The organism is Immundisolibacter cernigliae (genome assembly GCF_001697225.1).
GTDB lineage: Bacteria > Pseudomonadota > Gammaproteobacteria > Immundisolibacterales > Immundisolibacteraceae > Immundisolibacter > Immundisolibacter cernigliae.
The window spans coordinates 2066708-2078847 of the sequence record NZ_CP014671.1 but is presented as its reverse complement, the minus strand read 5'-3'; the positions used below and the strand labels follow the sequence as shown (position 1 = coordinate 2078847).

Here is a 12140-nt window from a genome sequence, read left to right as displayed (position 1 = left end):
GTAGTCGCCGGGCAGACCCGAGGTTTTCGCATGACCGACGCCAACACGCCACTGCGCATCGCCATCGCCGGCGCCGCCGGGCGCATGGGCCGCACGCTGATCGCCGCCTGCGCCGAGCAGCCGGGGCTGATGCTCACCGCCGCCTTCGAGCACGCCGGCAGTGGCGCGCTGGGGCTGGATGCCGGCGTACTGGCGGGACTGCCGGCAAACGGGGTAGCCATCGCCGGGGACGACACCCTCGCTGCAACGCTCTTCGATGTGCTGATCGACTTCACCGGCCCCGCTGCAACGCTGGCCCACGCGGCTGCCTGTGCGGCCAGCGGCCGGGCGCTGGTCATCGGCACGACCGGCCTGGATGCCACGCAAAAGGCTGAACTGACAGCGGCAGCCGCCCGCACGCCGATCGTGTTTGCACCCAACATGAGCGTGGGCGTGAACCTGTGCTTCGCGCTGCTGGCAACCGCCGCCCGCGTGCTGGGCGACGATTTCGACGTCGAGATCATCGAGGCTCACCACCGGCACAAGGTGGATGCGCCGTCCGGCACCGCGCTGCGCATGGGCGAGGTGGTGGCGCAGGCCTTGGGGCGGGATCTTCGCCAATGCGCCGTGTATGGCCGCGAGGGCCAGACCGGCGCCCGGCCGCGCGACGCCATCGGATTTGCGACCGTGCGCGGCGGCGACATCGTCGGCGACCACACGGTGCTGTTCGCCGGCGACGGCGAACGGATCGAAATCACCCACAAGGCCAGCAGCCGCCTGACCTTCGCCCGCGGCGCCCTGCGCGCTGCGGCTTGGCTCAAGAATCGTCCGTCCGGCCTTTACGACATGCAGGACGTGCTCGGGCTGCGCTGAGCGGCAGCGTACCCAACGGCCTCAATCGCCTTTAAATAGGGCCGCCGGTGAGCACCTGCCGCGCCACGAGCAAGCCGGCTCGGCAGCTCGGCCCGCTGCCCCTCAGCAGGGCGCCTTGTACCAGCGTGACTGAAAGTAAATCCAGTAATAACAAGAGCCGTCGATCTTGAGCACGGCCACTTGACTGAGGCTGCGAATCGCCTTGATCCCTTCTTCGGGCGGCTTGTCGCTGGGCGGTATCGGTTTGCCATCAGGGGTGCGCGGCTCAAGGTTGCCGTCCGGCCCCGGCACCAGGACGAACGGCAAGCCGGCAAACGGATTGGCCTGCGGCGCCGGTTCGGTCGATCGGTCCTTGCCGCAACCGGAAAGCCCGACGCCGACCAACAGCGCGGCCGCCGTCACAGAGAGCTTGCCCTTCATTTTCATCATCTGTCCTCTGCGGGTGGTCATCAGTCGAGCATCAGGCTGACACTGCCGTACAGCAGGCGCTGCGGATACAGTTCCGGGTGCTGCGGATCAGCGTCCTGGAACTGCACGGCGGTGTCGAACATGTTCAGGACCCCCACGCTGACCAGCCCCAGCCGCCGCGGCAGGCGATACGCAAGCCGGGCATCGCTGAGGCAGAAACTGTCGCTGGCATGACGCTGCTCACCGCCGGAGGTAACCAGATAATCGCCGCTTTGCCGATAGGCGGTGGCCGTGACATCGGCCAGCCAGCCGGACGGGTGGCTGTAGCGCAGACCCAGGGGCAGGCTATGGGTCCGCACGTCGAAAATGGCCCAGTTGCCGGACTCGACACCCCGTGGCGCCTCATCGGAGTATTCGTCCAGCTGATAGCGGTACTCGGCGCGCAGTGCCCAGCGCGGCGCCGGCGTCCAGTAGGCATAGGCGCGGTGCAGTTGTTGACGGTCGTCGCCGAGTTGGCGACCGGCCAGAAAATCCAGATACGGCGTCCTCAAGTCACGCCAGGTCGCCTCAACACCGACGTCGAGTCCGTCGGTCAACTGGCGGTCCAGGCCCAGCCCGTAGCGGTCGGCGCGGGTGCCGGTCGGGTCATCGAAGAACTGCACGAACCCAGCCACCTGCACCGGCTCGATGGTGCCCTTGCCGACCAGCTCGCGCTTGACCGCCCGCAGGGCCGCGGCGCGCAAGGTGGTGCGCGCGTCGAGTGTCCAGACCAGCCCAAGCTTGGGGCTGATACGCGTCTTGTCGATGACGTCGGCGTCGACGGCGTCCACCGCCAGACCGAGCGTCCACAGCATGCCCTGCGGCCCCTTTAGGTAACCGTAGGCATAGCCGTTGTGCTGGCGTGTGCGCCGGTCGAGGGCAAAGCCGCCGATATCCACATCGCCGTTCTCGCGGTAATGGCCGGCGCCCAGCAGCAGACGTCCCGCAGCACCGCGCAGCACCTGCTGGGCTTCGGCCAGCAGCGGCCGTGAATCGCCGCGCACCTTGACCGGCAGGGTGAGAAAGCCCAGATCAAGCTCGAAATCCTGCCCTGCGCGCACGGTCTGCCGCTGCACCGACACCAGCGTGCTGTTGCCGGGCTGCCAGTCGTGCCGCAGGCCAAGACGATAGGTGTCGCGATCCTCGAACTGGCGCAGCGTTGACGAATGCACATCGTCGAAGGGATACAGGCCAACGTCGCCACGCTCCTCGCGGCTGCGCCGCGCCTCGACCTGCACGCCGGTGTCCGGCGTCACGCGCCAGTGGGCGAACAGGTCGTAGAGGTCGATTTCCTGGTCGGCGTTGTCCCGAAAGCCGTCGGTTTCGTAACGGAACTGCGCCGCCGAAATCGACAGCGGCCCGGCCAGCACGGTGGCCATCAGATCGTCACTGAACAGGCCATCGCCGCCGCCGACCGCACTGCCGAACGCGCTCACGCCGTCGCGCACGAACAGCGGCGTGTACTCGTTCAGGCCGCTTTGCAGCGACACCGCTCCCTGGCGGATAGCCAGATCCTCGGCGCGCCCCTGCGGTTGCAGCGGCAGCACGCTGTGCGGCTGCCACAGCTGAGCTTGCAGCAGTTCCGACAGGCGGCCGGTTTCGTGATTCGGCACACCCAGGTAGCTGTCCGCCAGCAGGCGGTGGGCGGAAAAATCGGCAGGATCGGCGGCCAACGATTCCGCGCCGCGCCGCTGCGCCAGCTGGCTGAAACCGAGTGCCTCGTAGACACGACCGGCGCCCGCCTGGCGGGCCGCAAGATCCTCGTCCAGTTGCAGCTTCGAGCGGTAGACGGCGCGGTTGTCGTTGCGCTTTACGGATTCTTCGAGCGAGGCCAGCGCCTCGACCGGCCGGTTGTCGGCCAGCAGGCCGAGCGCCTCGTAGAACCACGGCGTCGGGTCGGCTGGGTCGAGCGCCTTGGCGCGGCCCAGTTCCGCCTGTGCCGGATGGCTGCGATGCTCTGACAGGTAAGCCTTGGCCAGATAGCTGCGCAGCAGCGACTGGCCCGGATCGAGACTGACCGCGATCTCCATCTGCCGGCGCCCGGCGGCGAGTTCAGCCTGCCGGATCAGCGCCAGGCCCAGGCCCAAGCGCGACAGCGGATCCAGCGGATCGAGCGCTGCCGCCTGCTCGAAGCTCGCCTGCGCGGACGCTGCGTCATCGGCCACCAGATCGGCAAAGCCGAGCGTGCGCAGCGCCAGCGCTGCCCACGGTCCGCGCACGGCCGGCTGTGCCAGGCGGCGCGCTGCCCGGTGATTACCGCTCGCCAGCTCCAGTTCGGCCAAGCGCAGGGTAGGCAGCTGATCGCCCTTCGCAAGCGCGGCGGCGCGCGCCGCCGCGCGCAGGGCTGCCGGCAGGTCGAACAGTGCCTGCCGGGCATACGAGCGTGCCAGCCAGGCATTGGGCTGATCGCCGGCCAGCGTGACCGCCTCGGCACTGAACCGGTCGGCTGCGGCCGTATCGCCCTGGGCAATCGCGATCACCGTCTGCAAGGCTCGCGCCTGCGCCCGTTCGGCCGGCCCGCCGCTGCCCGCCGCCGTCTCGGCAAGCTGCGCCGCGGCCCCGGCATCGCCAGCCGCCAGTCGCGCCTGCGCCTCGCGCAGGGCAGCCGTCGTGGCCAGTGGCGGGTAATGGAGCGCCCACTCCAGGCCCTCGCGGCTGCGCACCGCCAGGCGCAGTTCGCTGCCGCCGGGGCTCACGCGCAGGCTCTGGCCGGGCACCAGCTGCCGGCCATCAACCGTCACCCGGCCCTCGAACAGCACCAGCTCGTCGGCTGCGTGCGCCGCCACGAGCAGGAACTCCGTGCCGTCGATGGCGGCATTCAGGTACGGCGTCGAGGCATCGAAACGCTGGCGGGTGCGGCTCAGAAAGTGCCCGCGGCCGCGCTCGATTCGCACCGTCGGCGTGGCTGCGTTGGGATGCCGGCGAATGGACGCGGCGCTCGGGCCGCCCAGGCGCAGGAGGGTGTCGTTCGCCAGTTCGAGCGCTGCGCTGCCGCCCTCGCCGACGCGGACCGACACATCCTCACAGAAGGCCTCGCCGACGGCTGCCGGGTGCCAATCGGCGTCCGCCGCCCGCTGCGCCTCGACCTGGCCATCGGCGCTGGCCAGTCGGGCCAGATGATGCTCGCAGGCCTGCGCCATCGCCATACCAAGCAGGTACAGCAGCACACCGGCAGCTGCGGCCGGGCGCCAGAAATCCCCAGTCAACACCGCCATCTCCCTGAAATTTATTCTTGTGGGTGAGCGCTGGCGGTCTGTCCGCCGCGCGTCGCGGCGATCGGTCGCAGCCCGGCTACTTGGGCATCACGATCACGCCGTCCTTGGGCAGCTTATCACTCAGCCCCTGCTGCAGCCCATGCAGGATTTTGAGGTAGAACGCGGCCACCGTGTCATCCGGGTCGATCGCCAGCGCCGCCTGAAAGTCACGCCGCGCGCCGACGGCATCGCCGGCCTCGAAGGCGCCCAGCGCCGCCGCAAACGGTGCTCGCGCAGCGGCCTGTGCGGGGCTGGGCACGGGCAGCAGTTCATGGATATCCAGGGCCTGCGCCTTGCCGGCCAGCTGAAAGCGCCCGACGTGCCGGCTGTCGATCCCCGGCAGTCCGCTGATGGTCGCCGCGCTGGCCAGTATCCGGGTGCCCAGATGCTTGTTCAGGCCCTCGATGCGGCTGGCGGTGTTCACCGCGTCGCCGATGGCGCGGTACTCGAAATGGTCGAGCGCGCCGACCGGACCGAGTATCAGTTCGCCGACGTGCAGGCCGATGCGCGTGGGCAGCCCGCCGCCGCCGGGCACCGCGAACGCCGTCAAGGCCGCCTGAATGTCCAGCGCAGCACGGCATGCCCGCAGCCGCTGGGCGAGGTCCGCGCGGTTGATCGGCCACAGCGCCAGCGCCGAATCGCCCACGATGTCGGTCACGATGCCGCCCTGGGCGCTTACGGGCGCCAGCAGGGCCGCGTAGTAGCGGTTCATCAGCTCGCGCAGTTCGCCGGGCGGCAGGTGTTCTGCCAGAGTCGCGTAGCCGGCCGCGTCGCTGACCAGACATGCCGCCTGTTGCTGGGTGGATGCCGGCCGGGCCGGCGCATCGGCGCTGGCTCGCGCGATCCGACTCACGACGTGGGCCGGCAGATAGTGGCGAAACTCGGCCGCCACCTGCGCCCGCTCGCGGCCGCTGTGGCGGGCCCGCAGGGCCAGCGCGCCCAGCAGCGCGACCACGATCTGCACCAGCCAGGGTGCCAGTGGCAGCCACAGCTGCCGGTGACCGAAGGCCGCCAGCACCACCATGCCGGCGGCGCCGGCCAGCAACAGCGCCAGGGCGCCGGCGGCCGGCGGGCGAAAGGGCGCGAACGCGACCGCCAGCCCGATGGCAGTGACCAGCAAACCGGCGGTGATGGCGAGCGGCGAGGCCGGCACCAGAAATTCGCGCCGCAGCGCGTTCAGATACGCGGTCGCGGCAATCTCGACCCCCGACAGATCAAGCCCGTCGGGACGGCTGACGGCAGTCAGGAAGCTGTCGGTCTGGTTCGGAAAATACGGCTCGACGTGGCCGACGAATACCGCCCGGCCGGTCAGGTCGGGCGCCTCGCCCAGCAAGACCTCGGCCGCCGACACGATGCGCACACTGCGCGGCGGCCCGTAGAAATTGAGCATCCGTTCCTGCGGGCCAAGCGCCAGCTCACAGGCTGCCTGCTGCGCGGGCGTTGCCGCTGCGCCGACTGGACAATCGATGTCACCGGCCTGCACCCGCACCGCGGCGGCCGGCAGGGTGGCCAGGCCGGGCGCCGCCGGGTGCTGGGTCCAGACCGTATCCACGCGCGCCGGCGACTTGGGCAGCACGAACGGTGCCACCGCCGCCGCGGCGTCGGCAAAGGCCCGGTGCGGTCGCTGCAGGGTGTCGATCTGCAACTGCCCGTCGGCCCCGCCACCGGGCAGGGCTTGCACCTGGCGCTTCATCTGCCCGAACAGCACTACGTTGCCGGCCTCGGCGATGGCGGCGGCCAGCGCCGCATCGCCATCGCCCAGGCGTGGCCGGGCGAAGAACACGTCGACCGCAATCACGCTGGCGCCGCCCGCGGTGGCGCGCCGGATCAGCTCGGCATAAATGCGCCGCGGCCAGTCGGCAAAGCGCGATGGCAGCCCAAGACGCGCCGCTGATGAACTGTCGATGGCGAAGATCACCGCTTCGGCCGGCTCAGGCAGCGGACCGCGACTGGCAAACAGCCACGGCAGGGTCAATTCACGCTCCAGCCGGTCGGCGCCGGGCAGTTGCCAGGCCGCAAGCCCGGCCACCCATGCCGCCGCCGCCAACATCAGACCCTGCCGCAATACGCGGCGCCGTCCGGCGCCACGGGTTTGCGTCGCGCCAATTTCGGGCCAGATAATCGCGCGATTCACACAATCTCCCGCTTTGGCTCCAGCGCCCGGTCCATGTTGTCGCAACTGGCACAGTTTTCCATTCTGCAGCCCCTGTCGGATGCCGATCGGCAACGCCTGTTGCAACTCGGTCAGGTGCGCACGGCGCCCGCCGGCCACCTCCTGATCGGCGAGAACGAGGCCAGCACGGCAGTGTATTTCCTGCTCTCGGGCGAGGCGCGGGTATTCATCACCGGCGCCGACGGCCGGGAAGCGACGGTCAATACCCTCAAGGCCGGCAGCTGGTTCGGCGAGCTGGCCATCCTGGGTGATGGTTTGCGCTCGGCATCGGTCGTCACCACGGCGCCCTCGCGCCTGCTGAGCGTGCCGGGCCCGCTGCTGCGCGGCATCCTGGTGCGCTATCCGGAAGCGACCGAGCGCCTGCTCGAAACCCTCGGGCGGCGCATCCGCGGCTTGACCGAGACCGTGCGCGGCTTCGCGCTGGGCGATGTCTATCAGCGCCTGGCACAGCTGTTTGGAGAACTGGCGGTCGAGCAGGACGGCGAGCGCTTCATCCCCGATCCGCCACCGCAGCGCGAGCTGGCGGCCCGCTGCGGCGCCTCGCGGGAGATGGTGGCGCGGGTGCTGCGCGAGCTGCGCAAGGGCGGCTATGTCCAGACCAGCCGGCAGCGGATCGTGCTGAAAAAGCCTTTGCCGGCGCGGTTCTGAGCGTCCCCGCCGGCCGTAATCAAAGCGGATAGATGATGTAGCGCGGCGGCACCGCCGTATCCATCACGGCCCGCTTGGAGGCAAAGCGCAACGCGCCGCCTTCGTCGACGATGATGTCTTCGTAATGCCCCACCGCCAGCAGCGCCGACTTGCCCTCGGCGTTGGTGTAGAACACCGAGAAGTTGGTGCTGGCGGCCAGGCTGCCGTCGTCGGCCCAGGCACACAGGTCGCGCGACAGCAGGTGACGCGCCAGGTAGTGCTCTACGGCATGATTCCACACCTCGTTCACGTACTTGACCCGATCGCGCAGGCGCTCGTGGCAGTCGTCCAGCATCATGCCGACCGGCAAACCCATCCGCACGTTCTCGGCCGAAGTCAGCTCATAGCGGCCGGTGCTGGCGAAGCAGGCCAGCCAGCCTTGCATGTCGCGCCGGTCGAGCGCATGCGCATAGGCCTGCTGCAGGGCATCCACCCGCGCCAGCAGGCCAGGATCGGTGATGACGGTCATGCTCACAGGCCCATCACCTGCTTGTAATAACGCCACCACGGTGTGTTGCCGGCCTCGTCGTTTTGCAGGCTGCGATGGCCGTCCGGGCTGTCCTTCAGACCCTTCAGGAAATTGATCTCGCCGCCCGGCGCGCCCATGGCCTTTTGCACCCGCTCGAACATCGAACCGTCCTCGATGCTCACGAAGCCGCTGGGCCCCAGCAGATTGGCCGACTGGCGAATGCGGTGCTGCAGCAGTTCCGGCGGGTCGTCGGCAAACGCCAGATAGGTGTAATGGACCTCGGTCTTGTCCGGACCCAGCGGGCGCCCGAAGCGGAAATTGATCGCATTCAGGTGTTTGACCACCTGCGTCACCGGGCGCAGCAGGTTGACGGCAGCGGTTTTCTCGTCGCCCTCGGTGAACACCAGGGTCGGGTCGGCCAGGTAACCGTTGTCGACCATGCGCTGGGCGCCGTAGTGCGCCCCCCAGTGCCCGGCGAAGCCGTCGGCCACCAGCGGCGCCGTGCCGCCCTGGTAGTTGAGCATGCGAAAGGCGGTATGGAGCAGGCCGGCGTGGTAGCCGTCGTTGTCCATGTACACCTTCCAGTTGCAGTTGAAGATGATCTTCTGGTAGCCGAGCAGCTTCAGCCTGCGCTCGCCGCCGCCCAGCGCGGCGCGAATGGAATCGGCCACCTCGCCGAAGAACTCGTCGATCGGCGGCGTGGCATCGTCGAAGGTCGCCCACAGCACCTGGTTCCACAGCACGGCGCGCAGCCGGCGCAGGCCGTAGTGGCGCTTGTCGAAGTTCTCGGGGAAGCGTTCCTCGCCGGGCACCTTGCGCAGATTGCCGCAGTTGTCGTAGGCCCAGGCGTGGTACGGGCAGCTGAAATCGCTCGCCGTGCCCTTGAATTCCGTGGTGATCTGCACCCCGCGGTGAGCGCAGGCGTTGACCATGACCGCGAACTCGTCGGCGCCGGTGCGGGTGACGATCAGCGGCGTTTCGCCGACCACGATGGTCTTGTAGTCGTTGACGGCCGGCAGTTCCGCCTCCAGCGCCACCGGCTGCCAGAACGGCCCGTAGAAGATCCGCTCCAGTTCCTGGCGGTAGATCGCCTCGTCCGTGTAGAGGGCGTAGGGAATGCGGGTGTGGTCGGTCCATGCCCGGATCGGCAGGTCGCGGCTGGGTGCGTTCATAATCGGTGCTCCGCAATCGTTGACAGGGCTCGGCGTGCCCGTCCGCGCTTTATATAACAGCTTCGCTTGAACACACCAGAACGTTCGTTGACCATCGTCAGGCCGACTCGCATCAATGCAGGCGCCCCGCTTCTGATACCACCGGACTATGCCCACAGCACGCTCGGCCTGACGGCATCGATCGAGGTGGCCAGTGGCGGTCCGGGCGCGGGCACGGCGCCGCTGCCCGAACTGCCGCCCGGCGCACTCGCCGCAAAACGCAGCGTGGTGCTGTTGATCATCGACGGGCTGGGCCTGGATTACCTGCGTCAGGCGAGCACCGATGGTCCTCTGGCAAACAACCTCCTGTGCGGCCTGAGCAGCGTCTGTCCGGCCACGACCTCGGCCGCCATCACCAGCTTCTTCACCGGCCTGGCACCGGCCAGCCACGGCTTGCTGGGTTGGTTCACGCCGTTCGAGGCGCGCGACCAGGTCGTGCTGCCGCTGCTGGCGCGGGTGCGCAACGGGCCGGGCTTGCCGCCGACGGATCTGGCCACGCTCTATCGCAGCCCGCCGTTGGCCGCGCGCCTGACGCGGGACTGCCATGTGGTCACCGGCCGGCGCATCGCCGGCTCGGCCTACTCGCGCTTTCACGCCGGCCCGGCGCAGGTGCACGGCTACCGCTCACTCAGCGGCCTGTTCGGACAGCTCGAGCAGCTGGTGCGCGCCAATGGCCCACCGCGCTACGTGCACGCCTACTGGTCGGAACTGGATCACCTCGCGCACGAGCACGGGGTGGCACACCGCCGCACGCGCGAGCACCTGCGGCAGATCGAGGCTCAGCTGGGGCGGTTCCTGAAAGCCATCGCCGGCACCGACACGCTGCTGCTGGTCACCGCCGATCACGGCTTCATCGACACCGCGCCCGAGCGCAGCCTGCTGCTGAACGATCACCCGGACCTGGCGCAGCGGCTGCGCCTGCCGCTGGCCGGCGAATCGCGCCTGGCCTTCGTGCATGCCAAACCGGAGCAGCGCGAGGCGCTGGGGGCGGAGCTGGCGGAATTTCTGGGCGATCGGGCCACGGTGCTCAGCGGTGCGCAGTTCATCGCGGCCTGTTTTCTGGGGCCCGGCGAGCACCACCCGGCACTCGCGCAGCGGGTCGGCGACTGGGTGGTGGCGATGGCCGACGGCTGGACCCTGCGCGATCGCCTGCCCGGCGAGAAGCCGTTCATGCCGGTCGGCGTGCATGGCGGATTGAGCGAAGCCGAGTTGAACGTGCCTGTGGCGGTGTTCGAGGCCTGAGACGGGCCTGTTTCAGGCTGCCTCGTCACCGGGCGGTGGCGGCAAGGGCGGCGGCGGGCACTGTTCGCGCAGCAGCCGCGCCAGCTCCCGGCAGGCGTCGGTGACCGTGAACACGCCTGCCAGGCGGCCCTTGCGCGTGACCAGGGCCGAGCCGATGCGCCGCGCCACCAGCGTGTCGAGTACCTGATCCAGCGGCGCATTCAGGTCCACGACGTAGACATCCGTCGCCATCGCATCGCGCACCCTAAGGCCGCTGCGCTGCGCGTGATCCGGGTCCAGGCCCAGCAGCAGCTTCAGGTCGCGATCGCTGATGATGCCGACCAGGCGCTCCCCGTCCATGACCGGCAGATGGTGCAGCCGGTGCCGGTTCAGGAACTCGCGCGCTTCGGACACCGGTGCATCGGCCGCGATGGCATGCGGAAACGGCGTCATGATGCGGCGGATTTCGGGCATCCGTTTCACGACAGGACCCTGTGCAGTAGCTTCGGCCAGCATGCCACAGGACGGCGGCGGCAGCCCTACGCCGCCTCCGGCGCGCCGCGCCGATACCAGTCGCGGCTGCGATTGACCAGCGCCACCAGCGCCAGCATGGCCGGCACCTCCACCAGCACGCCGACCACCGTCGCCAGCGCCGCTCCGGAATGCAGGCCGAACAGGCTGATCGCCACCGCCACCGCCAGCTCGAAGAAATTCGACGTGCCGATCAGCGCCGCCGGCGCACCCACCGCCAGCGGCACCCGCCAGGCACGCGCCCACAGGTAGGCGATGCCGAATATCAGCGCCGTCTGCACCAGCAGCGGCACCGCGATCAGCGCGATGTCCAGCGGCCGCTCGACCAGCGTGCGCGCCTGAAACGCGAACAGCAGCCCGACGGTGGCGATCAGCGCCACCACGGTCAGCGGCTTGATGCGCGCGGTGAACGCCGTCACCGCCGCCACGCCACCGCGGCGCTCCAGCCGTCGACGCGTGAGGTTGCCCGCCACCAGCGGGATCACCACGTACAGCAACACCGACAGCAGCAGCGTGCCCCACGGCACCGTCACCTGCGTGACGCCCAGCAGCAGCGCCACGATGGGCGCAAAGGCGAACACCATGATCAGGTCGTTCACCGCCACCTGCACCAGGGTGTAATTCGGATCGCCGCGCGTCAGGTTGCTCCACACGAACACCATCGCCGTGCACGGCGCGGCGCCCAGCAGGATCATGCCGGCAATATAGGCCTGCGCCAGCTCCGGCCCGACCCGCTCACCCCAGATCGGACCGAAGAACAGCAGCGCGATGCCGGCCATGGTGAACGGCTTGATCAGCCAGTTGACCACCAGCGTGATGACCAGTCCGCGCGGGCGTTCGCCGACCCGGCGCACGGCGGCAAAATCGATGCTGACCATCATCGGGAAGATCATGGCCCAGATCAGCACCGCCACCGGCAGGTTCACGTGGGCGTATTCCAGCCGCGCCAGGGTGGCGAACGGCGCAGGCGCCAGATTGCCCAGCAGCGTACCGGCCAGCATGGCCAGCCCCACCCACACACTCAGATAACGCTCGAATACACCCAGCGGCGAAGCCTTCGTCGCAGAGCACACTGTCTTCATCGCAAACTCCGAAGCGCGGGGATGAGGTCGCCGACCCTATCATCGGGCCGGCACGCGCGAGTCTACCGGCCGCCCTCGGTTTTTTTGTTGCGTGCGTCAACCCGCGCGGCGTCAGAACCGTGATGGGCATCGGTCTGGCCGGCAGCCCAGCGCTGGCCGAACAGGACCGTGGCGCATGAGCAGCGCCAGGAACTGCGCCGGCGCCCTCTCGCC

At 69.2% G+C, this 12140-nt stretch carries 10 protein-coding genes; 3 read left to right on the top strand and 7 right to left on the bottom strand.

Annotation, left to right across the window (positions count from 1 at the left end; translation table 11 throughout):
* Nucleotides 1-30 precede the first annotated feature (30 nt).
* Nucleotides 31-852 (top strand): 4-hydroxy-tetrahydrodipicolinate reductase, encoded by an 822-nt coding sequence (gene dapB, locus PG2T_RS09820; protein ID WP_068804663.1) that lies wholly within the window; start codon nucleotides 31-33, stop codon nucleotides 850-852.
* 102 nt (nucleotides 853-954) lie between these two features.
* Here dapB and PG2T_RS09815 read toward each other — a convergent pair whose 3' ends face one another.
* From PG2T_RS09815 to PG2T_RS09805, 3 genes are all read right to left on the bottom strand, one after another.
* Complete coding sequence (locus PG2T_RS09815; RefSeq protein ID WP_145931063.1) at nucleotides 955-1302, bottom strand: hypothetical protein; 348 nt, start codon at nucleotides 1300-1302, stop codon at nucleotides 955-957.
* Entirely contained in the window at nucleotides 1302-4508 is a 3207-nt protein-coding gene (locus PG2T_RS09810; RefSeq protein ID WP_236953240.1) for a FecR domain-containing protein, read from the bottom strand. Before PG2T_RS09810 ends, PG2T_RS09815 begins: the two co-directional genes overlap by 1 nt.
* An 82-nt stretch (nucleotides 4509-4590) precedes the next feature.
* Complete coding sequence (locus PG2T_RS09805) at nucleotides 4591-6687, bottom strand: adenylate/guanylate cyclase domain-containing protein (protein WP_145931062.1); 2097 nt, start codon at nucleotides 6685-6687, stop codon at nucleotides 4591-4593.
* A 33-nt stretch (nucleotides 6688-6720) separates the two neighbouring features.
* On the opposite strand from PG2T_RS09805, the gene PG2T_RS09800 reads away from it, so the two are divergent.
* Nucleotides 6721-7374, top strand: coding sequence for a Crp/Fnr family transcriptional regulator (locus PG2T_RS09800; protein WP_068804651.1), 654 nt, complete (start codon nucleotides 6721-6723; stop codon nucleotides 7372-7374).
* Between the two features lie 19 nt (nucleotides 7375-7393).
* Here PG2T_RS09800 and PG2T_RS09795 read toward each other — a convergent pair whose 3' ends face one another.
* Both PG2T_RS09795 and PG2T_RS09790 read right to left on the bottom strand, forming a co-directional pair.
* On the bottom strand, nucleotides 7394-7882 hold the full coding sequence (locus PG2T_RS09795) for an aromatic-ring-hydroxylating dioxygenase subunit beta (protein WP_068804648.1): 489 nt from the start codon (nucleotides 7880-7882) through the stop codon (nucleotides 7394-7396).
* Between the two features lie 2 nt (nucleotides 7883-7884).
* Entirely contained in the window at nucleotides 7885-9054 is a 1170-nt protein-coding gene (locus PG2T_RS09790) for an aromatic ring-hydroxylating oxygenase subunit alpha (protein WP_068804645.1), read from the bottom strand.
* An 87-nt stretch (nucleotides 9055-9141) separates the two neighbouring features.
* Here PG2T_RS09790 and PG2T_RS09785 point away from each other — a divergent pair, with 87 nt between their 5' ends.
* On the top strand, nucleotides 9142-10335 hold the full coding sequence (locus PG2T_RS09785; protein ID WP_158513188.1) for an alkaline phosphatase family protein: 1194 nt from the start codon (nucleotides 9142-9144) through the stop codon (nucleotides 10333-10335).
* 12 nt (nucleotides 10336-10347) lie between these two features.
* Here PG2T_RS09785 and PG2T_RS09780 read toward each other — a convergent pair whose 3' ends face one another.
* Together PG2T_RS09780 and arsB are read right to left on the bottom strand one after the other, a co-directional pair.
* Nucleotides 10348-10788, bottom strand: a complete 441-nt coding sequence (locus PG2T_RS09780) for a CBS domain-containing protein (RefSeq protein WP_236953335.1) — start codon at nucleotides 10786-10788, stop codon at nucleotides 10348-10350.
* A 65-nt stretch (nucleotides 10789-10853) separates the two neighbouring features.
* On the bottom strand, nucleotides 10854-11927 hold the full coding sequence (arsB, locus tag PG2T_RS09775) for an ACR3 family arsenite efflux transporter (RefSeq protein ID WP_068804642.1): 1074 nt from the start codon (nucleotides 11925-11927) through the stop codon (nucleotides 10854-10856).
* Between the last annotated feature and the right edge of the window lie 213 nt (nucleotides 11928-12140).